20 protein-coding genes and 1 tRNA gene are annotated in these 22,356 nt (G+C 43.6%); 12 read left to right on the top strand and 9 right to left on the bottom strand.

The window, feature by feature from the left end:
• Positions 1 to 330 precede the first annotated feature (330 nt).
• From bioD to HMPREF1521_RS04275, 3 genes are all read left to right on the top strand, one after another.
• Positions 331 to 1,086: a dethiobiotin synthase gene (gene bioD, locus HMPREF1521_RS04285; protein WP_038116267.1), complete on the top strand. Its 756-nt coding sequence runs from the start codon at positions 331 to 333 to the stop codon at positions 1,084 to 1,086.
• Positions 1,087 to 1,239: 153 nt separating this feature from the next.
• Positions 1,240 to 2,628 (top strand): adenosylmethionine--8-amino-7-oxononanoate transaminase, encoded by a 1,389-nt coding sequence (bioA, locus tag HMPREF1521_RS04280; protein ID WP_038116264.1) that lies wholly within the window; start codon positions 1,240 to 1,242, stop codon positions 2,626 to 2,628.
• A 186-nt stretch (positions 2,629 to 2,814) separates the two neighbouring features.
• Positions 2,815 to 4,155, top strand: coding sequence for an anaerobic C4-dicarboxylate transporter (locus tag HMPREF1521_RS04275; RefSeq protein WP_038116261.1), 1,341 nt, complete (start codon positions 2,815 to 2,817; stop codon positions 4,153 to 4,155).
• Positions 4,156 to 4,346: 191 nt separating this feature from the next.
• Here HMPREF1521_RS04275 and HMPREF1521_RS04270 read toward each other — a convergent pair whose 3' ends face one another.
• From HMPREF1521_RS04270 to HMPREF1521_RS04260, 3 genes are all read right to left on the bottom strand, one after another.
• Complete coding sequence (locus HMPREF1521_RS04270) at positions 4,347 to 4,751, bottom strand: Fur family transcriptional regulator (protein ID WP_038116258.1); 405 nt, start codon at positions 4,749 to 4,751, stop codon at positions 4,347 to 4,349.
• A 62-nt stretch (positions 4,752 to 4,813) separates the two neighbouring features.
• Positions 4,814 to 5,632 (bottom strand): metal ABC transporter permease, encoded by an 819-nt coding sequence (locus tag HMPREF1521_RS04265; RefSeq protein WP_038116255.1) that lies wholly within the window; start codon positions 5,630 to 5,632, stop codon positions 4,814 to 4,816.
• On the bottom strand, positions 5,625 to 6,455 hold the full coding sequence (locus HMPREF1521_RS04260) for a metal ABC transporter ATP-binding protein (protein ID WP_038116253.1): 831 nt from the start codon (positions 6,453 to 6,455) through the stop codon (positions 5,625 to 5,627). Before HMPREF1521_RS04260 ends, HMPREF1521_RS04265 begins: the two co-directional genes overlap by 8 nt.
• Before the next feature lie 148 nt (positions 6,456 to 6,603).
• On the opposite strand from HMPREF1521_RS04260, the gene HMPREF1521_RS04255 reads away from it, so the two are divergent.
• From HMPREF1521_RS04255 to HMPREF1521_RS04235, 5 genes are all read left to right on the top strand, one after another.
• Positions 6,604 to 7,509 carry a metal ABC transporter substrate-binding protein gene (locus HMPREF1521_RS04255; protein ID WP_038116250.1) on the top strand — a complete coding sequence of 302 codons (906 nt, stop codon included), beginning with the start codon at positions 6,604 to 6,606 and terminating at the stop codon, positions 7,507 to 7,509.
• Positions 7,510 to 7,720: 211 nt separating this feature from the next.
• Positions 7,721 to 8,380 (top strand): hypothetical protein, encoded by a 660-nt coding sequence (locus tag HMPREF1521_RS04250; protein ID WP_038116248.1) that lies wholly within the window; start codon positions 7,721 to 7,723, stop codon positions 8,378 to 8,380.
• 251 nt (positions 8,381 to 8,631) lie between these two features.
• Positions 8,632 to 9,312: a hypothetical protein gene (locus HMPREF1521_RS04245; RefSeq protein ID WP_038116246.1), complete on the top strand. Its 681-nt coding sequence runs from the start codon at positions 8,632 to 8,634 to the stop codon at positions 9,310 to 9,312.
• The gene (locus tag HMPREF1521_RS04240; RefSeq protein ID WP_038116244.1) at positions 9,309 to 9,938 is read left to right on the top strand and encodes a hypothetical protein; all 630 of its coding nucleotides are present in this window, start codon (positions 9,309 to 9,311) and stop codon (positions 9,936 to 9,938) included. The genes HMPREF1521_RS04245 and HMPREF1521_RS04240 overlap by 4 nt, the downstream gene beginning before the upstream one ends.
• A 58-nt stretch (positions 9,939 to 9,996) precedes the next feature.
• Positions 9,997 to 10,072: transfer RNA gene (locus HMPREF1521_RS04235), tRNA-Thr, on the top strand.
• Between the two features lie 143 nt (positions 10,073 to 10,215).
• On the opposite strand, the gene fliB is transcribed toward HMPREF1521_RS04235, so the two are convergent.
• Complete coding sequence (gene fliB, locus HMPREF1521_RS04230; RefSeq protein ID WP_038116242.1) at positions 10,216 to 11,115, bottom strand: flagellin lysine-N-methylase; 900 nt, start codon at positions 11,113 to 11,115, stop codon at positions 10,216 to 10,218.
• 156 nt (positions 11,116 to 11,271) lie between these two features.
• On the opposite strand from fliB, the gene HMPREF1521_RS04225 reads away from it, so the two are divergent.
• Both HMPREF1521_RS04225 and HMPREF1521_RS09035 read left to right on the top strand, forming a co-directional pair.
• Positions 11,272 to 11,835 (top strand): PepSY domain-containing protein, encoded by a 564-nt coding sequence (locus tag HMPREF1521_RS04225; RefSeq protein ID WP_038116239.1) that lies wholly within the window; start codon positions 11,272 to 11,274, stop codon positions 11,833 to 11,835.
• A 365-nt stretch (positions 11,836 to 12,200) separates the two neighbouring features.
• A complete protein-coding gene (locus tag HMPREF1521_RS09035) occupies positions 12,201 to 13,193 on the top strand; it encodes a PepSY domain-containing protein (protein ID WP_198014208.1) in 993 nt (330 codons plus the stop codon).
• Positions 13,194 to 13,512: 319 nt separating this feature from the next.
• On the opposite strand, the gene alr is transcribed toward HMPREF1521_RS09035, so the two are convergent.
• Positions 13,513 to 14,625, bottom strand: coding sequence for an alanine racemase (alr, locus tag HMPREF1521_RS04210; protein WP_038116237.1), 1,113 nt, complete (start codon positions 14,623 to 14,625; stop codon positions 13,513 to 13,515).
• Between the two features lie 158 nt (positions 14,626 to 14,783).
• Here alr and HMPREF1521_RS04205 point away from each other — a divergent pair, with 158 nt between their 5' ends.
• Entirely contained in the window at positions 14,784 to 15,737 is a 954-nt protein-coding gene (locus HMPREF1521_RS04205; RefSeq protein ID WP_038116236.1) for a 2-hydroxyacid dehydrogenase, read from the top strand.
• Between the two features lie 121 nt (positions 15,738 to 15,858).
• Here HMPREF1521_RS04205 and pflA read toward each other — a convergent pair whose 3' ends face one another.
• The 3 genes from pflA to pflB form a co-directional block, all read right to left on the bottom strand.
• Positions 15,859 to 16,575 carry a pyruvate formate-lyase-activating protein gene (pflA, locus tag HMPREF1521_RS04200; protein ID WP_232203187.1) on the bottom strand — a complete coding sequence of 239 codons (717 nt, stop codon included), beginning with the start codon at positions 16,573 to 16,575 and terminating at the stop codon, positions 15,859 to 15,861.
• Between the two features lie 72 nt (positions 16,576 to 16,647).
• The gene (gene grcA3, locus HMPREF1521_RS04195) at positions 16,648 to 16,884 is read right to left on the bottom strand and encodes an autonomous glycyl radical cofactor GrcA3 (protein WP_004693956.1); all 237 of its coding nucleotides are present in this window, start codon (positions 16,882 to 16,884) and stop codon (positions 16,648 to 16,650) included.
• Between the two features lie 75 nt (positions 16,885 to 16,959).
• On the bottom strand, positions 16,960 to 19,077 hold the full coding sequence (gene pflB, locus HMPREF1521_RS04190) for a formate C-acetyltransferase (RefSeq protein WP_038116230.1): 2,118 nt from the start codon (positions 19,075 to 19,077) through the stop codon (positions 16,960 to 16,962).
• Positions 19,078 to 19,597: 520 nt separating this feature from the next.
• Between pflB and HMPREF1521_RS04185 the strand changes: the two genes are divergently transcribed.
• Entirely contained in the window at positions 19,598 to 20,470 is an 873-nt protein-coding gene (locus HMPREF1521_RS04185) for a helix-turn-helix domain-containing protein (protein WP_038116228.1), read from the top strand.
• A gap of 9 nt (positions 20,471 to 20,479) precedes the next feature.
• Here the strand turns inward: HMPREF1521_RS04185 and HMPREF1521_RS04180 are convergent, their stop codons facing one another.
• Positions 20,480 to 22,216, bottom strand: coding sequence for an ABC transporter ATP-binding protein (locus tag HMPREF1521_RS04180; protein ID WP_232203183.1), 1,737 nt, complete (start codon positions 22,214 to 22,216; stop codon positions 20,480 to 20,482).
• Positions 22,217 to 22,356: the final 140 nt, after the last annotated feature.

The raw sequence follows: 22,356 nt of genomic DNA, 5'->3' as shown, positions 1-22,356 counted from the left end.
CATACAGTTACGTCATATGTGGTATCATGCGGCGTAAAATATTCTACGTAATTAATAGTATCACAGTCAGGGGACGTAAATCTATACTTCTATTAATAAAATATACATGATATTCAAGATATTCATTGTTTTTAGTATTAATTACGGTAGAGAATATTTAATCCAACTTAGTAATCAAGTGATACTCTGTGCTTTTAATTTGTCTGTAAACTGAATAATTAAATACAGTTGACTATATATGCGATTCGGCTGTATACTGCAAATGAGATTGTTAACTTGATAGAATGAAATAGTTAACTCATAGTTTGTTATATGATGGGAGGTTTCCCGATGAAACAGCTCGGTATATCGATAATCGGTACGGATACAGATGTGGGGAAGACGTTCGTAACAGGTTTATTAGGTGCAATGGCTCAGGATGGCGGCTTTTCCGTGGGAATGGTGAAGCCCGTATCATCCAGTGCGGTGCCGTTTCCGGAGTGCATTACGATGGATGAGGATAATGTAAGAAATGATCTGGAAAGCAAGGATGCTACGTATCTGATGCAGTCTGTAGGAATACCGGAATCGCGTCGTCACGAGGTAAATCCGTATGCTTTGGCAGGTGATTATTCGCCGCGTCTCGCCGCGGAGCTGGCGGATGTAATCATCGATTACGATGAGGTGGTGCGTCATACATTAGATGTGGTATCGCGCTATGATCTGACCTTTGTAGAGGGAGCGGGCGGTATTACGACGCCTCTTTACGGGGACAAGACGTTTACGGATTTCATGGCAGCCGTCGAGCTACCGACGATTATGATTGCCGACGGTCGTCTGGGCTCCATCAACCGGGCTGTATTGACCTGCGAGTATGCGAAGGCTCACGGAATCTCCGTGAAAGCAATCATCGTAAATGATACGACATTAGTGGACCCGTTTTTATTAAAGACGAATATAGAGGATATGGAGCGGTATACGGGACTTCCTGTAGTAGGCGCATTGCCGCCGTATCAAGGCCCGAATATTCATAGCGTAAGGCTTGGATGGGGGCGGTCCTTTATAGACTCGAAACAGTTGTGGAAAACAGTGTTGGATTTCCGTTGAAACAGCGATGAATTATCTTTCCCGTGATGAATTTCCTTTTGGATAAGATGATAAGATAGGTATTTTAAGGGGTTCATAGAAATATTATGGGCCGTATAGAACAATTGAAAATTAATATAATTATAGAGATGTTCGTAAGTATGAGGTGATATAATGGCAGAAAAACAGCTTTCACAGGCGGCACAATGGGATCATGAGTTCGTATGGCATCCGTTTACGCAGATGCAGGACTGGCTCGCACAGGAACCGGTAGTAATCGAGCGTGGTGAAGGAATATATCTCATCGATGAGAATGGCAAGAAATATTATGACGGCGTATCGTCCTTGTGGGTTAATATCCACGGACATAATCATCCCGTATTGAATCAGGCTTTGAAAGACCAGGTGGATAAAATCGCTCACAGTACATTGCTAGGTCTTGTGAGTCCTCCGTCGGCACAGTTATGTAAGGAATTGGTAGAGTTGGCACCGGCAGGTCTCGATAAAGTATTTTTATCCGATGACGGCAGTACGGCCATAGAAATTGCCATCAAGATGGCCTATCAGTATCGTCAACAGGTTGGGCAAACTAAAAAGACGAAGTTTATATCCCTCAATGCGGGGTATCACGGCGATACACTGGGAACCGTATCCGTTGGCGGTATTCAACTATTCCATGAAGTGTTCCATAATTTATTATTTAAACCGATTACCTTGCCAAGTCCGGGGGGTTATCGGGATGTAGCGGAACGAGAACAGGCTTTTGAAGAGTCCTTGGCGGAATTAGAGCGCATCCTGGACCGTGAAGGTGATGAAATTACGGCCCTTGTGATGGAACCGTTAGTACAGGCGGCTGCGGGTATGCTCGTCATGCCGAAAGGGTATTTGAAACGAGTTCGTGAGCTTACTAAATCCCATGATGTGTTCCTCATTGTTGACGAAGTGGCTACGGGGTTCGGTCGTACCGGTACATTCTTCGCCTGTGAGCAGGAGGATGTGGCACCGGACTTCATGACATTGTCGAAGGGGATCACAGGCGGGTATATGCCGCTGGCGGCGACGCTCACTACGAAGCGGATTTTTGACGGATTCCTCGGTACCTTTGAGGAACGAAAGACCTTCTATCACGGTCACTCCTACACGGGAAATGCGTTGGCCTGCGCCGTAGCGTTGGCTTCGTTGCAAGTATTCAGAGATGAACATGTCATGGAACAGTTGCCGGCTAAGATTGAAGCTTTCACAAAGGCATTGAAACCGATCGAATCCCTCGAACATGTAAAAGAAGTGCGCCAACGAGGCCTCATCGTGGGGATTGAGCTGGAAAAGAATGTGAAAACGCACGAAGCATATCGTCCGAATGATGCGGTCGGCGCGAAGGTTGCCGTATTGGCCCGCGAACAGGGCCTCATCTGTCGCCCGATCGGGGATGTGGTTATTCTGATGCCGCCGTTGGCCTCCACCGTTGAACAGCTTGAGGATATGGTACGCATTGTCGGTGACAGTATTCGCCGTGCCACTGAGGAGGACGGCGTACTGGAAGATATGAAGCCGATTATTTTATAAAGGTTAAACAGCATATAATAAACGAGAGCCGCACTTATCGATATCTTGCTCATATGAACAGGCGATACGTGGGGCTCTTATTTTGGGTTTATATTGAAACTTAAAAACTATATTCTATACAATGCCGTTTCGCTATGATAATTAAGTATACTTATGATACTATATATGTATAAAGGAGGTCATCGTATGGACATTTATGTAATTATGCAGATTATTATTTTGTTTGGGGCCATCTTCCTCGGTGTACGACTCGGCGGTATGGGCATCGGTTACGCCGGCGGACTGGGGGTAGTCCTTTTGAGTCTCGGGATGGGGATGTTCCCGGGGCAGATTCCATGGGACGTAATCCTTATAATCATGTCTGCTATTGCAGCGATTTGTGCCTTACAACTCGCCGGCGGCCTTGATTATCTGGTGCGTATTGCGGAAGGTATTTTGCGGAAAAATCCGAAGCATATCAACTATCTCGCTCCGACCGTAACGTACTTTCTTACGATTTTGGCAGGTACCGGTCATACGGCATTTTCCATGATTCCCGTTATCGTGGAAGTGGCGAAGAGTGAGAATATTAAACCTTCCGTTCCGTTGTCGATTGCCGTGGTGGCGAGTCAAATCGGTATTACCGCGAGTCCTGTTTCAGCGGCGGTTGTGGCCATGAGCGGATTTCTCGAACCGTTTGGCGTGAATTATCCGACATTGCTCGCCATCTGTATCTCCACAACCTTTGTGGGCGTTATGATTACGGCGTTTATCATGTCTACATTTGCGAATAATGATTTATCTTCCGATCCGGTTTACCAGGAGAGATTGGCGGCGGGTCATGTGGCGCCACCTCGCGAAAAGAGTGTTGATTTCCACTTAAAGCCGGGGGCAAAGACTTCCGTTTTGATTTTCTTAATCGGCATTATCTGTATCGTATTTTATGCGACGGCTATTTCTAAAAACATCGGTATCATCAAACCGGTTATCTTCGGTCGGAATGATGCCATCGTAGGCTTTATGATGATTATCGCGGCAGCGATTACATTCTTCTGTAAACTTGATACGGCCGATCTTGTTAATACAAGCACGTTCAAATCCGGCTTATCCGCTTGTGTCTGCGTATTGGGCGTTGCATGGCTCGGGGATACCTTTGTAAAAGGACATATTCCCGAAATTAAAGCTTTAGCGTCCAGCCTTGTAACGGCGTATCCGTTCCTGTTGGCGGTGGCATTCTTCTTTGCCAGCACATTGCTCTACAGCCAGGCGGCTACGACACAGGCTTTGGTGCCGGCTGTAATTTTGGCGTTGGGCATTACACCGGAACATACGGAATCGGTGTACATCATCATCGCATCCTTTGCGGCTGTATCGGCGCTCTTTGTGTTGCCGACCTATCCGACACTGTTAGGGGCTGTTCAGATGGATGATACGGGCTCTACGCGAATCGGTAATCTCGTATTCAACCATCCGTTCTTCATTCCGGGCGTACTCGCCATCGCTATTTCCGTAGCACTCGGATTTGTTGTGGCTCCGTTGATGTTGTAATTGGTGAAAGCTAAATACGGTTAATACAGAATATATTATGAAAGTAAAAGGGACATAATTATATAGTTACGTCCTTTTTGTATATAGATTTATATTAGTCCTTACCATTCCGGGAGGCTATGGTATACTGTGTTCATAAGATATTCAAAGAAATAAAATGATGCCCGGCGTTTGACTTGCCGGGCATCATTTTATTTCTTGTTATTGCATTTTTTACATAGACCGGCTATTTCCAAATGGTGTTCCGTCACTGTAAATCCCGCATCTTTCAATTCTTTTGGCATTTCTACAACGGGACAGGTATGGAGCGGAACCATGGCGCCGCAATTGGTGCATACCGCATAATGTCGATGCGTATGCGGTGTAATCTCGTAGTACGCCATATCGCTGCCCATAATGGTGGTACGCGTGATGATGCCTTTGGTTTCCAGCAATTCCAAGGTGCGGTAAATCGTGGACATCCATGTTGTACCTTCGCCGATTCGGTCAGCGATATCTATGGCGGTGACGGGTTTATCTGCAGTTGTCAATACAGACCAGATGGCTTCACGCTGCTTGGTCTTTTTTATGCCTTCCGGCCACTGTAAGTGTTTCATAATTTTCTTTCTGTGCTGATTAATTTTATCTAATTTTATGTAGATAAAACTATTGTTTACTATTATTTACTGAATTGGAGTCGACGTATGATGGTACGGATATTTTTGATGACCAGAACGATCAGTAGAATACCTACCGATGTGAGGGACACAAAGCCGCCCGGCGCCACATTGAGGTAGTAGGATCCGAAGAGACCGATAATCATGGCGAGCAAACTGAATCCGATGGAGCATAGGAGCGTTACTCTGAATCCTTTTTCCAGTTGCAGTGCGGATGCTACCGGAAGGGCAATCATGGCACTTAGTACGAGGACACCGACGATTTTTATGGAAATGGATACGGCGGCTGCCATGAGAATGGCGAAAATATAGTTGATGAGGTCAACCTTTACGCCCGCTACGCGAGCCGCTTCCTCATCGTACGCGATGTAGAGTAGGGAGTTATACAGGAAATACAGGGTGAGTACCGATAGAATCGTGAGTGCTCCGATGCTGATCATGTCCGTCATGTTGACGGTGAGGATACTGCCGAAGAAGAATACATTGGCGTTTGCTTTCAACAGACCTGAACTGATCAAGGTGATGGCGGTGCCGATGCTGAGGGATAGAATAATGGTGAGGATAAGGTCGAGATGGTGTGCGAAATATTTTCGCAGGAACTCGATGAGTGCGCCGCAGATGGCGGTGAAGATGAAAGCCCCCAGAATGGGATTCGTATTCGTCAACAGACCGAGCGTTATCCCCGCGAGGGATGCGTGGCTCATGGTGTCGCCGATCATGCTGGAGCGGCGCAGTACCATAAAGATGCCGATACACGGGCAAAGTAGAGAAATGCAGAGGGCAACGAAGAAGGCGTTCTGCATAAATGAATAATTAAACATGGTGCACCTCCTCGGCTGTAGCATTTGATAATGTATCAGTCTGCACTTCTGATGGTGGATTTGATTTTTCGTTACACATTGGAGCCGTATTATCTAAGCTTATTGTATCGCTGTTATTTCTGACATCCGTGAAACAGGAGCAGTCCGCGTGCGCTACAGGATTGCGCCCTGAACTGTGCATGATTTCGTTGGCATACTGTTCCGGGGAGCAGAGATGTCCCTGTCCGTTTGCAATATGATAAATATTCGTGGAGTTCGCAAGGGCCATTTCCAAATTGTGTTCTACGGAAATAATTGTAATATGATGCTTCTGGTTGAGCTCGCGCAGGAGTGCGTAAATACCCTCCTGGCTTTTACGGTCGATACCTGTAGACGGTTCGTCGAGAATGATGAGGTCCGGATGACCGATGAGGGCGCGGGCTATGGAAATCCGCTGCGCCTGACCGCCGGACAGCTTGCTGATGAGACGGTTCTTAAAGTCTGTCATGCCGGTTAAAGATAGAACGCGATTTACTTCGTTTTTATCTTTAATTTTCAATAGCTTACGATAGGAGTCAAGGATTTCTCTTACGGTAATGGGAAATCCGGCGTGGGAAAAATCATTCTTTTGAGAAACATAACGGATGTTGTTTGTACTCCGTTTGATACTGCCTTTTACAGGTGTCAGAAAGCCTAAGATAAGACGAAGCAAGGTACTTTTACCGGAACCGTTGTCGCCGACGATGGATATATAATCACCGTTATGAATATGTAGATTAAGGTCGTTCAAGACGTATGGCGGTTGACCCTGATAGGAAAAATAAAGGTGTTTAATTGATAACATATGAAAACCACTTTTCTGATTGACAAAATTTTTGGTACGTTTATACTATAACTATATTACAAATGCAACTGAGTCGCAACTGCAACAAAGAAGAGGTGTCATATTATTTGTGTGCGTAGACGATCAGTATTAAAAAAGGAGGACTACTATGGTCAAGAAATTGGTATTGTTAGTCATTGGTATATTGATGGCTGCTGTATTTGCGGGATGCGGTAATGATGCTCCGAAAGAACAGGCAAATAAGAAAGTCCAAGTGGTAACAAGTTTTAATGCAATGGCGGAATTTGCGAAGGCCATCGGTGGTGATAAGGTGGAAGTATCAACGATTATTCCGGACGGCACGGAACCTCATGATTTTGAATTGAAACCGGAAAATATGAAACAACTATCTTCGGCACAGTTATTCGTGTATAACGGCCTCGGTATGGAACCTTGGGCTGAACAGGCCATTTCGGCGGCTAAAAATGATAAACTCGTGTCTGTAAAAGCATCCGACGGTGTAGAAGCCATTAAAAATACAGATCCGGAGGAAATCAAAGAACATGGTGCAGAAGATCCTCATGCATGGTTGTCTTTGAAGAATGCTAAGATTGAAGTGAAGAACATCAAAGACGCCCTTGTAAAGGCGGATCCGGCGAATAAAGAGTATTATGAAAAGAACTATACCGATTATGTAGCGAAACTGGATGCTATGATTAAGAAGTATGAAGATCAATTCGCCAAAGCACCTCATAAAAATTTTGTAACAGGTCATGCGGCATTTGCTTATCTCTGTCGTGATTTCGGGTTGGAACAGAACAGTGTAGAAGATGTATTTGCCGAAGGTGAACCGAATGCGGCACAGTTGGCAAAACTCATCGAATACTGCAAAGATAATCATATCACAACTATTTTTGCAGAGGAAATGGCAAGCCCTGATGTGTCTAAAACATTAGCACAAGAAGTAGGGGCTAAAGTCGAAACGATTTATACAATCGAAAGTAATGAAGATAATAAATCCTATCTCGATCGGATGGATGAAAATCTTACAAAAATTGTTGCATCATTGCAATAACATAATTATAAAACTGGCGACCGCGGGTCGCCAGTTTTATTTGCTTTGAGAGCTAAACAAATGGGGGAGCGGACAAAATTTAAGTTTAGCATATATTTTTATTATATATGTTAATGTCCTTTGATTACATGCGAATATTTAGTATCTAATTTATAAAAAAATATGATATAATGAGCCCAATATAGTTCAGTTTTAGTTTTTGGGAGGGAAAATGGAAACAAAATGGTATTCAGATATTTGGGCTCTTGTAATTGCTCCGTTTAAACGGGGGATTCCTCAGATTGTAGAACAAGGGTCTTGTCATAAGGGTTTTATTGCCACATTGATGACTTTTTTGCTGTATATTTTCTGCAGTCAGATAATCCCTTTGATCTGCGATGCTTTCTTAGGCGTTCCATTGAGCGAGGTGGGGTCGGAGCTTGGTACGGTAGTAGGACAAGGTTTATTTTCGATTACTCTCGGTATAGTGCTTCTTTATTTTATTCTAGCACTTTACTCGGTTATATTTTCCTGGATTGCCGGTAAATTTAATATAGAGACAACCTATGAAACTGTATTGACGGTTTGCTGGTATGAGATGGCATATGGACAGATTTTGAAGAGTGTTCTGGCTATATGGCAGACGATATTTCTGTTACTTTGCATAGTGTTAAACCTTTCAAATTATGTACGTTATATTGGCCTGGTGGTTTTGGCTTACTCATTATATGCGGTAATACTTTGGTGTTTCTGGGTTAGTGTATCGTTGTTGAGCCGTCAGATTAATATCTCCCGTTTAACTGCGCTCGGTATTGCAATACTGGCATTTCTGATACTTGTTGCGATTATATGGGGGGCAGGGTTCCTGCTTTTAAAGGGAATACATGCGTAGCTTTACAGTGTAATCGGATCAGTGATAAATCATAGTATCATAGTCAGTATTAGTAGCAAAAATATATAGACTTATAAAAGCAAGGTATATTGTATGCCTTGCTTTTGTGCTATAATGAGTATGAAATAAAATAGAATTTTTTAAATATATTTATAGATATATTTAAAACTATTGATTATAGCAAGTTATCTATGCCTATGTACGTGAAACATAGGCATTTTATTGAGTGTTTATGAAAGGTGGTGAAACATATGTTGGCCGGTCTTACAGAATTTGCGTATCGTTTATTGAGCCCTATTGAAGATAAAAATGCTAGTATATATCGTTATGATACGGCTTATGGGCAACTCGCCGCTATGCTGGTACTGGCACTCATATGTTATCAATTTACCATTGTAGGTGATAGCGTTTATATGGAGGCCATTCGATCGTTCATACGCAATTCCACTATATTCTTGAAATTACAATTCATTCCTTTACCGTTACTGCCTCATCATGATTTAGGATGTTTTGTAAATCGGCTATGTTCGCAACAGGATTTCTGGAACCTTTCACATCTGTTATGGGTAATTGTGAAAGCACTTATCATGTCTATTGCAGTAGGTGGGTATGCACTTGCCAGGACACGGACCTTTTATGTACGGACTGTCATTACCGGAGTACTTCACATCATGGCGGTCAGTCAACTGGTGATAGCCTTGATTACACTAACATTTGGTGTCTTGTTGGTCCTTGCCACATTGCCGATAGGGGTGCAAATTATTATGGGTATAAGCTTGGTAAGCCTATGTGTGTTGAGTCTGATGCTGTTATTTAATGTTGTGGGACGTATTATCGGTGCCTGTGTCAGCGGTTCCGTCTATGAAGGTGTGACCGTTATGATTGGGTCTGCGATTATCTGTAGTATTCTTGAAGGTATATATACATTATGAGCTGGTATAAAGAAATATTGCATCTTTTTACAAAATTGAGTGACAGATCATTTTGGAATATTGTTGACGGCGGAACCTTTAGAAAGGCTCTGATCAACTTGGTGGTGTCCACCATCGTTTTATATTTGGTTACCTATCTCTCACCATTTGTAGTGGCAGACGTAATTTCAGTTACGGGCGTTAAATTCCTGAATGGGTTGCCTCATTTTGACGGGATTACTGCATTAGCAAGTGTATCTTTTCTCGTAGTTCAAGTCGTATTGGGCGGATGTATTCTGTGGCGTTTATTGGACCTTGTCGGTGGTCAAGGTTCTTATAAAGGGGTTGTACAGAATTACATCTATGGCCTGTCCTATATGAACGCGTTACGTACGTTGATCATAGTTTTAATCCATTTGATAGGGGTTGTCTTATATACTCTGTCGTGGAGACGATACATAGTTGATATAGCGTATTTTATCACGACCTTCAGTCAGTATTATGCCGTATTTATCGCTGCGCAAATCATGCGTCGTTATGTAAACTTAGGAATTGCTAAGACCTTTTTGGTTATGTTTATCGTAACGGCACTGTCCATTTCGGTGCTCCAGCATTGGAATCAATGGCTTCATACCATATTGAAATAATATAAATTGACAATACCTGTATATAGATGTACTATAAATCTATACATATGCTACATATGCTGGTATAGCTCAGTTGGTAGAGCGGCTCATTCGTAATGAGTAGGTCGTAGGTTCGAATCCTATTATCAGCTCCACTAAAATAACCGCAAGGCCGTTTGTCCTTGCGGTTATTTTTTTACATCGATGGCATGGTGTGCATCGGCATAAAAAACAATACGTTCTGTTTTATAAGCTTAGGAATAAGTAACATCGAGGATAAATTGTGGCTTGGTACATTTTACGCGTCGTAGTGTTGCAGCAGCAGTTCCACATTATCTTCGTCGTATTCGATTTGTTGGGACCATCTGGCGACTTGTTGCAGCGGCTTACCGTTGATGGCACTGCTCATCAGGATATACTCTGTGCCGTCTTTTGCATAATTGAGCAAAGCCTCTGGGGAATGGTCGGCGAGCATATCGATTTGTCGATACAGAATATATTGATAGACTTTATTGAAAAATGTCGTATCATATTGTGTTTTACCGTTAGCTTTTACATAGTTCGTAACCGTATCAACTAAGGTCGGTATATCGGTATAGAGGTCGTTTAACTGGACTGTCCATTTAGCATCGATCGGTTCTGTCGTTTTGTAGAGACTTAACAGATTCGCATAATAGTCTGCGCTCGGTGTCGGTTTATATCGTAAAAGTTCAGGATCTAAGTCAAGTCCGAGCAGCTGAAACACATTTAATAATGTTATTGTTTCATCCGTATCGAATTCGTTGTCGTCGTCCTCGATGGTAAATTGTAAGACCTCTCGCTCCAACAGTTCAACGGAAGCCTCACAGGCGAGACCTACACCGCAAAGCTCCAAGTCCTCGATATATTTATAGAATCTCGGATGCATGTGACATGTTTCGCAGAGACCTTCTTCGCCGAGTTCCAAGACGACCCTGCATAAACCTTGTTCGTTCAGTAACGGGCAATACGGTTCTTTATCGGTAAAGACAAAATGACTGCCCTCATCATCGACGGTTATGGCGCGGCGCAAGCTTTCCCCAAGAGGCCCGCGCATCGTCTGATAACGCCGGGCGGTGGCCTCATCGATGTCGATCGTCCACAGCTGACAGCATGTATTTTCGCATTCGTCGGCCTTGCATTGAAATGTATGGTAAATGGTTGGATAAATAGAAATCATAAATGCTCACTTGTAAAGGGATAATAATACTATATGCATTGTATCATGGGCGATAATTTTACGCATCGAAAATTATTATGTTTGAAACTGATGAATATAGTGTATAATTGTAATATATAGTGTATAGATACATGTGCTTTATGTATGGAGGAACTTATGAAATCTTTATTTGTAAAAGGTAGTTTAGTTTTAGCGTTAGCCGCTGCGTTCGGCATGCCGAATGTGGCATCGGCGAAATTGGTGCCGGTTCAGCCGACCGTACAGGTCGTTGATGAAAGCCATGCGGCCATTGTAGGGGCCAACGGATTGTTGAATGCATTTATTCAGAATCATCCTGATGCGGCCATTACGGAAATCTCCTTTGATGCCGATGGGGGACAGATCAAGTACGAAGTGGATGGCTTCAATGAAAGCGGAAAATATGAGCTCATATATATTTATGCGACCAATCAGATCTTTGAAAAACGAGACGGGGATTATCGCAAGTCGTTAAATAAGAAGGCCTTTAATCCTCGCCAGATTTTACCGCCTGCAGCGGTCGTGAATTTCGCGTTTGCCCAGACTAAAGGCCGTGCGGTAAGTCTTAACGGCTGGTCCGTACATAACGAACATCGTAAACCGGTTTACAAGGTCGTGTTCGGCACCGATGATTCTCATGAGGTAGCGGTGCGCATAGATGCAATGACCGGTAAATTGCTATCCGTTAAATTTGATGATTAATATGTAATTGTACAGCAGCTCCAATGTCGGATGTATTTGGAAGCTGCTGTTTTTTTGTTATCAGAAATTTTTGCGACATTTTTGTGAACATTTACTCATGAATGATATAACATGCTGTGATGAGAATGATGCCGTTAAGGCCTCTGTCCCGTAAATAAGGGAACAGAGGCCTTTTGCACAGTGTTCATATGGGACTTAAATGGAAACGGAAAATACAGAAGTTTTCTGAAAATTATCGATAAATTCATTTTGCTTTCACCGATATAGAGCGAAATTTGAACCCTTCTACATTTTGAGTTCATAGACCCTCTGTAACATGGGTACCAGTTCAACGAAAGAGAACGACGAAACAGAAGGAGGATATCATGAAGAAGTCTATTTTAAGAAATAGTATAGCCTTAGCAGTAGCAGGTGTATTCGGTGCTACCGTAGCGGTGACTGCGGCAGACGTAACACCGGTACCAGTAACTCAACAACAAGAGGAAACTACATCTGTTGCTCCTATGGACCCAACCCCGGTACCGACTGCGACGAAGGGAACCGTTGCTGCCGCTAGTGCCGCGACTCCTACAGCTCCTGTACCGGCGATAGACACTGCAACAGCGGCGAAAGCCCCTGGTCAAACGAAGGTGGTTCGCGCATCCAACAGAACAGTTGATGCTGTTGATGCTGATACAACAGGATTAAAAGCTGAAAAGGTAACAAAAGCTGACAAGGCTGATAAAGCGATGAAAGTCGACAAAGGTGACAAAGCGATTAAAGGTGATAAGGGCGATAAAGCAATCAAACCGATAGATGCGAAAAAGTCCGTAAAATCTGAAAAAGCCGATCCTATTAAGGGCGAAAAAAATGTCGCTAAAAAAGATGGTAAACAAGGGACGACGAAGAATGTGAAATCTCCGGCTCAACCATCCGGCGTAGTTGATGAAAACAGCGTATTCGTAGTAGGTGCTAACCAGCTATTAGATCAATTTGAAACTAAATACGGTAACTCCAAGATTACCAATGTATCTTTCAAAGCAGAAAATAAAACGGCTGTCTATGAAGTAGAAGGTTTCAATACAAGTGGTGCGCATTCCATGAAATTAGATGTAGCTACAGGCAATGTTACAGAAGGCCCTGCAAAGGCTTATGACAAATCCATGGACACAGCTGCTATCGATCCGGGTACCATTTTACCTCCGCATGTAGCTATCAATGCCGCTTATGAACAAACAGGCAATGTAGCGACCGGTATCGATTCCTGGTCCGTAGCTAATAAGAACGGAACTCCTTTGTATAATATCCAATTCCATGATGCACAGAATAAACCTGTAAACATCACATTGGATGCAAAAACAGGGAAAGCTGTGAAATAAGCTTTCCTGGGGCTGTCCCTATGCTGTTGTGAAGAACTCTGAGACACACAGAAAAACACTATACACACAAGACACACACACATAATACACAACACACATGCGCCCCCTGGATAGGATAGACAAACATTGACTCTCTCCTATGCCGTCTATTGTTCAGGGGGCCCCCTTATGAATTCGATTCCTTTCCATTCATAAGTTATACACTATATAATACTCTCTCACAATAAGAACGTAACTTACTTCACGGTAAAACACGTATAGGGAACAGCAGAAAAGGCTCGTCCATAACGGACGGGCCTTTTTCTGTGATTAATTTCTGTTATATATATTGCCGAGGTACTCGTTCCGAGAATCCGCAGAAAATTTCGTACGGGATTGTCGATGCGAGGGCCGCAATTTCAAGGGCGGAGATGCTTTCGTGACCCTGTGAGCCGAGTAAAACCACTTTATCCCCCGGTTTAACGGTAATCGTATTCGGTACGGATACCATGAACTGGTCCATACAGATACGACCTACTACAGGGCAACGGGTGCCGTGTATGAGAACGGTGCCTCGGTTTGAAAGACTGCGCGGATAGCCGTCCGCGTAACCGACGGGGATGGTTGCAATCGTCATCGGTTCCGGCGTTACATACGTGGATCCGTAGCCGATGCCCTCGCCCGCATCGAGGTGCTGTACGTGTACGACCTCGCTGTGAAAGGAGAGAACCGGTTTTAGTCCTAAACGATTCGGCACATCAAGGGACGGCATGATGCCGTACTGGATGATACCGGGGCGTGCATCCGTAAATAGACTGTCCTTTACAGACAAGAGCCCCGCACTGTTGGCGAGGGAAAAACGATATTCCGCATCAGGACGGAATGCACGAATTTCATCGACCATCTTGTGAAATTTTTCCGTCTGGCTGTGCGCATGTGTCTGATCCGCCGCATCGGCGTTGCTCATATGTGAAAAGAATCCATCAACAGCCAGATTTGGATATTGTTCCACCTCTTTGATGAAATCTACGGCGTTTTCGGGACGGATACCGATGCGATGCATACCTGTATCGACGGCGACGGCGACGCTGATAATCATATCGTGATTGTCCGCCACCTGATTAAGTGCCGCTAAATCGGTGGATTCGCATACGGCGGGGATGGAATTTGTATCTGCAATGACTTCAAAGGATTGCGGTCTTGTGAGCCCTAACAGATAAATAGGAACCATGATACCCGCATGGCGCAACGGAATGGCCTCTTCCGGAATGGCTACCGCTAAGGACTCGTAGCCTTCTTCGACGGCGATACGGCCCATCATAACGCTGCCGTGGCCGTAGCCGTTTGCTTTGATGACCGCCGTAGAGGTGCTCCACTCCGGTAAACTGTCTTTAATTTTACGCAAGTTCTCGCGAACGAGACTCGTATTGATGGTTAAATAGGTAGGTCTCATGGTCTTCCTCAATTCTGTGTAACATTACTTTTATTGTATAACTTTTAAAGAATTACACAATACTTTTATGAAAGAAATTTATAATTTTTATGTAGTATAATTAATATATATGATATTACAAGTTTTCTATAATTGTACAAGAATTTGAGGAGGCTCTCATGAACGAACGCGTGGTAGTGGTAAATGCCAGTAAAATGAATTACGATAAGGCATTAGATTTTTCCATATTATCCAATGATGTACAGGTTTATGATAATAGCACAAATGCCGAACTTATTGAACGGATTCAAGGTGCTCGTGTCGTTGTTACAAAAGAAATACCAGTAGATGCGGACTTGCTTTCAAAATTTCCTGACACTGTGAAACTCATTGTAGAAGCGGGAACAGGCTATAATAATATCGACCTTAACGCGGCGAAAGAAAAGGGCATCACCGTATGTAATATTCCGGCCTATAGCACGGAACGCGTCGCACATACGGTGATTATGATGATCCTTAATTTTGCATCCACCATGCAGCAGCAGATTGCGATGCTTGCGAAAGGGGACCGCAGCAATTTTACAAAATATCTACAGGTGAGCCATACAGAAGTTAACGGTAAAACGTTAGGTGTTATCGGTGCAGGTCACATCGGTATGGAAGTGGTAAAAGTGGCGAAAGCTCTGGGTATGAATATTCTTATTCATACACGCACACCAAAGACTGATGGCGACGGTATTCGTTATGTGAGCCTTGATGAATTACTGGCTAATAGTGATTATATTACATTACACTGCCCATTGAATGACCAAACTAAACATCTTATTAATAAAGAAACAATCTCTAAGATGAAGCCTAATGCGGTCATTGTGAATACTGGTCGTGGTCCCCTTATAAATGAAGCGGACCTTTGTGAAGCATTAGCTGCTAAACGCATTGGCGGTGCCGGCCTTGATGTGCAGGAGGTGGAGCCGCCTGCAGAGGATAGTCCGTTATATACGTTAGATAATGTGATTATCACGCCACATATGGGCTGGAAGGGCCTTGAAACTCGTCAGCGTCTCGTGGGTATCATCCGAGATAATGTACAGGCTTTCTTTAAAGGCGAACCGATTAATGTAGTATCTAAATAAACGCAATAAGAGCCGTCCCCGGTTGTATGGGGGCGGCTCTATTGATTAGGGCAATATCATAGATCAAGTCCCAGTATATATGTGTATATATATCAAGGGAGGTAGTTATCCTCAAACTTGATTATGATTGTTGTTGTGTTTTGATGGGATTCCACCAATGGCGACGATAGGCCTTGATGCCTTCCAATACTGTTTTTGATGCCTGTGCAGCCATATCCTTTGTTGCGGCGGGTATGCCTTCAAGACGATAGTCAATACCTAGTTCCTTGTATTTGGCAACCCCCATAACGTGGTAGGGCAGACAGTCAACAGCTTGTAAATTCTTCAGGGACCCTAGATAAAATCCTAGCCGATAGTGTCGATCGGCATTATCCGTAATGGTCGGAACCACTACGTGGCGAACCCAAATCGGAACTTCCACGTCAGCCGTCAATCTGGCAAACCCGAGTATGGGCTCCAACGGTTTACCCGTTAACCATAGATGCTTGGCTGGATCGATTTCTTTCAGATCTAGGATGACGAGACTGGTGACACTGAGCAATTTACGGTAGGCCACCTCCTGGTGGGGATCAAAACAGATTCCACTTGTATCTAAACAGGTATGGACGTTTCTTTCACGGAAATATGTGAAAAGCTCGATAACAAAATCAATTTGCATGAGAGCTTCCCCACCGGTGACGGTGATACCTCCATTAGTATAAAATTGGCGGTTACGTTCGAACTGATCCCATAATTCCTGAACGGTCATGAATTTAGCGTCTGCACTGGCCTCATTCCATGTGTCAGGATTATGACAATAAGCACAGCGCATGGGACATCCTTGCAGGAAAACCACCATGCGCATGCCCGGACCGTCAACCGTACCCATCGTTTCAACCGAATGAATACGTCCTGTCATAGAAAACCTCGATTAGATACGTTGGTGGAAGGTACGGGAAATAACTTCGTCCTGTTGTTGTTTTGTCAACTTGTTAAAGTGCACCGCATAACCGGATACACGAATCGTCAATTGAGGGTACAACTCAGGATGTTTTTGAGCGTCTAACAATGTTTCACGAGTAAACACGTTGACGTTCAAATGATGGCCGCCCTTTTGGGAATAACCATCCAATAACTCTACCAAGTTATCAACTTGTTGGTTGCTCATGGGTATAACCTCCTTTCAACCAAGACTAACACGCGTATCGATGCCGGTGAAAGCAGTTCGATACTGTGGAAGATTTTACTTATCTTCCTCTATAGTAACATTTGGTTCGCTGCATGCGAAGTTTGTATTGGCGTTAGGCAATTGAGATGGGTCTAACTCAATATCAAAATCGCTGACGGAAACAAATGTTTCACCAGATTTACCTAATGCGTCCGGAATGATAGAGAAGGTATTAGAAATACCATCGGAGCAATCACGCCATGGCATTTTAGCTACGGATGCCAATGAGGATACGGCACCGTGAGAGTCACGACCGTGCATAGGGTTCGCGCCAGGAGCGAAAGCTTCGCCAGCTTTACGGCCGTCCGGAGTAGAACCTGTAGCAGTACCATATACTACGTTGGAAGTAATTGTTAACAAGCTCATAGTTGGAACGGATTGACGATATGTAGGATGTTTACGAATCTTGTTCATAAACGTGGAAACAACCTTTGCTGCCAAGCTATCTACACGGTCATCATCGTTACCATATTTAGGGAAGTCACCTTCGATTTCGAAATCAACAGCGATGCCGTTTTCGTCACGAATAGGTTTTACCTTAGCATATTTAATAGCGGATAGGGAATCGGCCACGACTGAAAGGCCGGCAATACCGGTAGCGAACCAACGTGTTACCTTGCGGTCATGTAACGCCATTTCCAATTTTTCATAGGCGTATTTATCATGCATATAATGGATGATGTTTAGAGCGTTTACATATACGCCGGCAAGCCATTCCATCATGTCGTCGAATTTTTCCCACACTTCGTCAAAGTCGAGGTATTCCGATGTGATAGGGCGATATTTAGGCCCAATCTGCTTTTTAAGCTTTTCGTCTACGCCGCCGTTGATAGCGTACAGTAAGCATTTTGCAAGGTTGGAACGAGCTCCGAAGAACTGCATCTCCTTGCCGATGCGCATTGGAGATACGCAACATGCGATGGCGTAGTCATCGCCGGAGTTAGGACGCATCAATTCGTCATTTTCATATTGAATAGAAGATGTGGCGATGGACAACTTCGCGCAGAAACGGCGGAAGCCGATCGGCATGCGAGGGGACCACAGTACGGTGAGATTCGGTTCCGGTGCAGGTCCCAGGTTTTGCAATGTATGTAAGTAACGGAAGGACATCTTGGAAACCAACGTACGACCGTCGGTACCCATACCGCCGATGGATTCAGTAGTCCATACAGGGTCACCGGTAAACAAGTTATTGTATTCATGGATACGTGCGAAACGTACCATGCGCAATTTCATGATGAAATGGTCTACGAATTCCTGGATTTGTTCCTCTGTATATGTGCCGTTGCGAAGGTCGCGTTCCGCATAGATATCGAGGAATGTGGAGTTACGTCCGATGGACATAGCTGCACCGTTTTGTTCCTTAACGGCACCGAGGTAGCCGAAGTAAATCCATTGCATCGCTTCGCGTACATCCTTCGCCGGTTCGGAAATGTCGTAGCCATAGGAGGCCGCCATCTCTTTTAATTCTTTCAGAGAACGGATCTGATCCTTGATTTCTTCGCGATCGCGGATGACATCCTCCAGCATATCACCCATGGTGATAGCAAATTCCTGATTTTTTTCTTCGATGAGGTAATCTACGCCGTAAAGAGCGATACGGCGATAGTCGCCGATGATACGCCCACGGCTATACGCATCAGGTAGGCCTGTTACGATATGTGCCGTACGAGCTGCACGCATTTCCGGTGTATATACGTCGAATACACCGTCATTGTGAGTCTTGCGATGTGTTTTGAAGAAGGCTTCCGTTTGCGGATCCATTTTAAAACCGTATTCTTCGATGGCGGATTTTGCCGTACGCAAACCACCATATGGGAACATAGCGCGTTTTAAAGGTTTGTCCGTTTGTAAACCGACGATGGTTTCAAGATCTTTGTCGATATATCCTGGCGCGTGCGCAGTGATGTGGGTTGCCACGGAAGTGTCGGCATCAAGCATGCCGCCTTTTTCGCGTTCTTCTTCGTAAAGATTCAGTACCTGGTTCCACAATTTTGTGGTTCGTTCTGTAGGACCGGCAAGAAAGGAGTCGTCCCCTTCATAGGGGATATAATTTCTCTGAATAAAGTCACGTACGTCAATGGCTTTATCCCACACACCTGTGTTAAAATCTTTCCATGCAGTATGTTGCATCTTGCACCTCCATAAATGGATATAAGTATAGATTTCTATGCCTATAGTGTACAATGTTTGTAACAATTCCACAATAAATAGATGATATAGATTTTCAATACATACTATGCAATTTTGTGAAGTATCTTATAAAGTTTCATAATCTGAAGTGTTTAATTTTGCTTATATATAGCTGTTCGTATGAGATTTTGCTTTGTGCGATCTCATTTAATGTATATATGATAATATGAAATTGCATATCAATATTATTAAGAGGGTTGATAATTTGATTATAGAGGCTGAATAAGGATTTTTTAATAGTATGGTCGGATAGTTTTTATTTGTGTACTATTCAGGCGGCACTTTATATCTTGTACAGCATCGGTCTGTAAGTCTCTATAAATACATGTATATTGCGATGCTACGGAACGTTGCCGGCCGGGAAAACAAGCGTTTCTTTTCTTAACTGACACCATATACTATACTCTGAGCAGCTCTTGTTGAAGAGTAACTGATATTGTCTAATATAGGAGGTCACATTATGGATTTTAATGAAAAATTACGGGAGTATAGAAAACAATCCGGATTATCTCAGGGAAAATTAGCGGAAACACTCAATGTTTCGAGACAGGCCATAACAAAGTGGGAATCGGGCAATGGAATGCCGGATATTTCGAATTTAAAGGCCCTTTCAGCTGTATTCAATGTCTCTGTGGATGAATTGCTTTCAGAAGAAGCGGTTAAACCTCGATATCCTTATGAAAGCATCGTAGAATATGATATCGATGAGATAAAGCATTTCGATATTAAACTGGGATCTGTTAATCACGTAAAAATGAGAGCTGGAGAGGGTGAGAAGATAAAGGTTCAACTGGTCAGTGATACTATTGAAGATTTGACGGAACTGGTGAAAGTAAAAATCGATGATATCAAAAGGCGTATCGATGTGGATGTAAATCGTTCCAAATCCTTATCTGAGGAGATTGTAAAAGAACATCTGTCGATTTTTATAAATTTGCCTGAAAAATATATGGGAGATACGGAGCTGGCGACCCATTGTGAAAAACTGGAGCTGTTTGATATTATTAGTGAAAAGTTTGAGCTGGACGGAGCGGCTAAAGAAATTTATATTGCCGGCGGTAACAGTCATATAGAGCTGGATAATAACTCTCCAATGGAAATATATGTATCGGATTATACGGGGCGAATTGATGTGAATCAGATATCGGCGAAATCTCGTCTGTATGTCCCTCATGATTATGCTTTCAAAGCGGTGAAAAAAGGTATTCGCACTAAATTGCTCTTTGAAGAACGTGCAAATCTTGTAGACGCTTTTTCCGTGTCTGAATCAGAAAATCAAATTGAAATTAATGGAATCAATAGTGAACTTACGATAGTCAAGTTAAGTGAATAGTTGCGTTAATCACATGGACATTCCTGCAGCATAGTTTTCATAAAGTTTTTTATAGTATCCGTTAAGCGCCATGAGTTCATCATGTGTGCCTTGTTCTACAATGGTGCCGTTCTCTACGACTAGTAGAGAATCGGCATTTTTTATTGTGGATAAGCGATGGGCGATAACGATACTGGTTCGACCTTTGAGGAGGGTGTTCATCGCTTTTTGAACCTCTACCTCGGTGCGGGTATCTACATTAGCCGTTGCCTCATCAAGGATGAGTATACCGGGGTCCGCCAAGAAGGCACGGGCGATTGTAATCAACTGGCGTTGGCCTTGAGATAGATCATCGCCACCTCGGTTGAGCACCGTATCATATCCGTTTGGCAAGGTACGGATAAAGTGATCCGCCATAGTAAGTTTTGCTACATATTCGATTTCTTCTCGCGTAGCATTTGGCTTGCCGTAACCAATATTATCGGCGATAGTACCTGTGAATATCCAGGCATCTTGTAATACCATGCCCACCGTATTGTGCAAGCTTTCACGAGATACATCGCGAATATCCACGCCATCGATGGTGATGCGGCCATTCATAATATCATAGAAGCGCATGATGAGGTTAACCAAGGTGGATTTACCGGCCCCGGTTGGCCCTACGATAGCCACCATGGAACCGCCAGGGATGTGGATGTTAATATCCTTCATAAACACATTGGACGGTGAATAGCCGAAATCGACATGTTCAAAATCGATTGTGCCTGTATGAGTCTGATTACCCGGTTTTGGAGACATCATAGGTGAGTTGCTGGTAACCGTTTCTGTATCAGTCCCGGAGGCGTTATCGAATAATGTCAGTTCTCCATCGTCAATCTCAGACGGTGTATCAATGACTTCGTAAATACGGCCTAAGGCCGCAGCGGTTTCTTGAAATTTCGTCATAATATAGGAACTACGGGACAGAGGATCGGATACCTGGCCTACATAAAGGAAGAATGCCTGAATGTCACCGATTGAAATAGAACCGCGTAACACCATGAGTCCACCTTGAATGGCGACGAGGCAATAGGTGAATTGATTTAGAAATTTTACGAGCGGTTCTACAAGCTGACTGGTAAAGGCAGCGTTTCGCATACTTTTGAATAGGTTGTTGTTCAATTCATTTATCTGACCCGTTGTAGTCTCTTCTAGACCAAAGGTCTGAATAATCGGTTTGCCTATAACAATTTCTTCAATGCCGCTGTTGAAAGCTCCCAATGCATTCTGATTTCTAAGATAGATGCGGCGGGCTCGTTTAGATAGCCACGTTAAACATACGATACCGATACATATAATGACGATGATGGATGCTCCTAAAATAGGGCTGATCCAGAGCATCATAGCCGTGGCGCCGATGATACCGATAATGGCGGATATGAGGCCCGGCACACCTTCACCTATTGTTTCCGCAACGGTATCTAAATCAGATGTGAGGCGGCTTAATAGGTCTCCTCGTCGGTGATCGTGAAAGTATTTAATTGGCAATGAATATAAATGAGTACTCATACGTGTACGTAATGCTAATACTGTTTTGGAACCGATGGAAGCCATCATATATTCGCCGCAGTATGTAAATAATGCATGACCGCTGTAGATGGCGATGAGCCGGAGAATGATGGTATCTATCGAAGATATAATTGTATTAATATCTTGATCCGTTTTCAAACCGCTGACGATAGCATCTACAATTTTACCGAGTAAAACCGGAGCGGAGACTTCAAACATGGCTGCAGCGATAAGCGCTAAAGGAAATATTTTCTAGGGCAGGTGATTCCGCATTATCGTAGCGGAACGTAACATTGCGGAACTCGAGCAATGGTGTATCCTGGGTTGCGGTTGCGGTTGCGGTTGCGGTTGCGGTTGCG

The organism is Veillonella sp. AS16, from assembly GCF_000517785.1.
Lineage (GTDB): Bacteria > Bacillota > Negativicutes > Veillonellales > Veillonellaceae > Veillonella > Veillonella denticariosi.
The sequence above is the reverse complement of the archived record's forward strand: the minus strand, read 5'-3'. Positions and strand labels throughout refer to the sequence as shown.

What these genes read in the sequence shown, in the direction of transcription:
- HMPREF1521_RS04180 (WP_232203183.1), bottom strand. Translation starts at nt 22,216, where the DNA reads ATGTTTGAAGTCTCCGCTCCGGTTTTACTCGGTAAAATTGTAGATGCT.
- HMPREF1521_RS04270 (WP_038116258.1), bottom strand. Translation starts at nt 4,751, where the DNA reads ATGAAACACTTACAGTGGCCGGAAGGCATAAAAAAGACCAAGCAGCGT.
- HMPREF1521_RS04185 (WP_038116228.1), top strand. Translation starts at nt 19,598, where the DNA reads ATGGATTTTAATGAAAAATTACGGGAGTATAGAAAACAATCCGGATTA.
- grcA3 (WP_004693956.1), bottom strand. Translation starts at nt 16,884, where the DNA reads ATGAGCAACCAACAAGTTGATAACTTGGTAGAGTTATTGGATGGTTAT.
- HMPREF1521_RS04255 (WP_038116250.1), top strand. Translation starts at nt 6,604, where the DNA reads ATGGTCAAGAAATTGGTATTGTTAGTCATTGGTATATTGATGGCTGCT.
- bioD (WP_038116267.1), top strand. Translation starts at nt 331, where the DNA reads ATGAAACAGCTCGGTATATCGATAATCGGTACGGATACAGATGTGGGG.
- HMPREF1521_RS04275 (WP_038116261.1), top strand. Translation starts at nt 2,815, where the DNA reads ATGGACATTTATGTAATTATGCAGATTATTATTTTGTTTGGGGCCATC.
- HMPREF1521_RS04205 (WP_038116236.1), top strand. Translation starts at nt 14,784, where the DNA reads ATGAACGAACGCGTGGTAGTGGTAAATGCCAGTAAAATGAATTACGAT.
- HMPREF1521_RS04225 (WP_038116239.1), top strand. Translation starts at nt 11,272, where the DNA reads ATGAAATCTTTATTTGTAAAAGGTAGTTTAGTTTTAGCGTTAGCCGCT.
- HMPREF1521_RS04250 (WP_038116248.1), top strand. Translation starts at nt 7,721, where the DNA reads ATGGAAACAAAATGGTATTCAGATATTTGGGCTCTTGTAATTGCTCCG.
- alr (WP_038116237.1), bottom strand. Translation starts at nt 14,625, where the DNA reads ATGAGACCTACCTATTTAACCATCAATACGAGTCTCGTTCGCGAGAAC.
- HMPREF1521_RS04245 (WP_038116246.1), top strand. Translation starts at nt 8,632, where the DNA reads ATGTTGGCCGGTCTTACAGAATTTGCGTATCGTTTATTGAGCCCTATT.
- pflA (WP_232203187.1), bottom strand. Translation starts at nt 16,575, where the DNA reads ATGGTGGTTTTCCTGCAAGGATGTCCCATGCGCTGTGCTTATTGTCAT.
- HMPREF1521_RS04260 (WP_038116253.1), bottom strand. Translation starts at nt 6,455, where the DNA reads ATGTTATCAATTAAACACCTTTATTTTTCCTATCAGGGTCAACCGCCA.
- bioA (WP_038116264.1), top strand. Translation starts at nt 1,240, where the DNA reads ATGGCAGAAAAACAGCTTTCACAGGCGGCACAATGGGATCATGAGTTC.
- pflB (WP_038116230.1), bottom strand. Translation starts at nt 19,077, where the DNA reads ATGCAACATACTGCATGGAAAGATTTTAACACAGGTGTGTGGGATAAA.
- HMPREF1521_RS09035 (WP_198014208.1), top strand. Translation starts at nt 12,201, where the DNA reads ATGAAGAAGTCTATTTTAAGAAATAGTATAGCCTTAGCAGTAGCAGGT.
- HMPREF1521_RS04265 (WP_038116255.1), bottom strand. Translation starts at nt 5,632, where the DNA reads ATGTTTAATTATTCATTTATGCAGAACGCCTTCTTCGTTGCCCTCTGC.
- fliB (WP_038116242.1), bottom strand. Translation starts at nt 11,115, where the DNA reads ATGATTTCTATTTATCCAACCATTTACCATACATTTCAATGCAAGGCC.
- HMPREF1521_RS04240 (WP_038116244.1), top strand. Translation starts at nt 9,309, where the DNA reads ATGAGCTGGTATAAAGAAATATTGCATCTTTTTACAAAATTGAGTGAC.